Below are 654 nucleotides of genomic sequence, written 5' to 3' on the forward strand. Positions count from 1 at the left end.
CAGATTCGGTGATCAACAGATCCCCTAACTCATCAACGCTTTGGAACTCACCCGTAGGCTGAATTCGAATGTACTCATCACCAATACGAATAGCGCCAGCATCAGACACAATATTTTGCGTGGACAGCAAGTTAAAAACCGTATTTGGCGACAAACCAATACTGCTTAACTTCTTCATCGAAACTTCAATAAAGACTTGCTCTTGCTGCTGACCAGAGACTGAAACCTTGCTGACGCCATCGACCAGTTCAAGCTCACGGCGTAAGTAGTCGACATAATCCAGCAACTCTTTATAGCTGTAGCCATCCCCTGTCACTGCCAACAAGATGCCGTACACATCACCGAAGTCATCAATAACCTGAGGCTCATTAACACCTGGTGGTAACGTGACTTTTAAGTCGTTCACTTTTCGACGCAATTCATCCCAAATTTGTGGTAAATCATCGGGACCATAGTTGTTTTTCATCGTCACGGTGATCTGAGATAAACCACGGTTGGAAATGGAGTTCACTTCGTCAACGTAAGTCAGTTGCTGGATGGCTTTTTCCAGCGGGTACGTCACTTCTTCTTCCACTTGTTGCGGCGTCGCACCTGGGTATGACGTCACTACCATCGCATCTTTGATAGTAAAGGCCGGATCTTCTAAACGTCCCA

At 46.0% G+C, this 654-nt stretch carries 1 protein-coding gene; it reads right to left on the reverse strand.

What is annotated here, in order from left to right; genetic code table 11:
• The coding region (locus R7O13_RS27855; protein WP_318305323.1) for an efflux RND transporter permease subunit at positions 1-654 on the reverse strand (654 nt) is incomplete at both ends.

Source organism: Vibrio sp. Y176, from assembly GCF_033438945.1.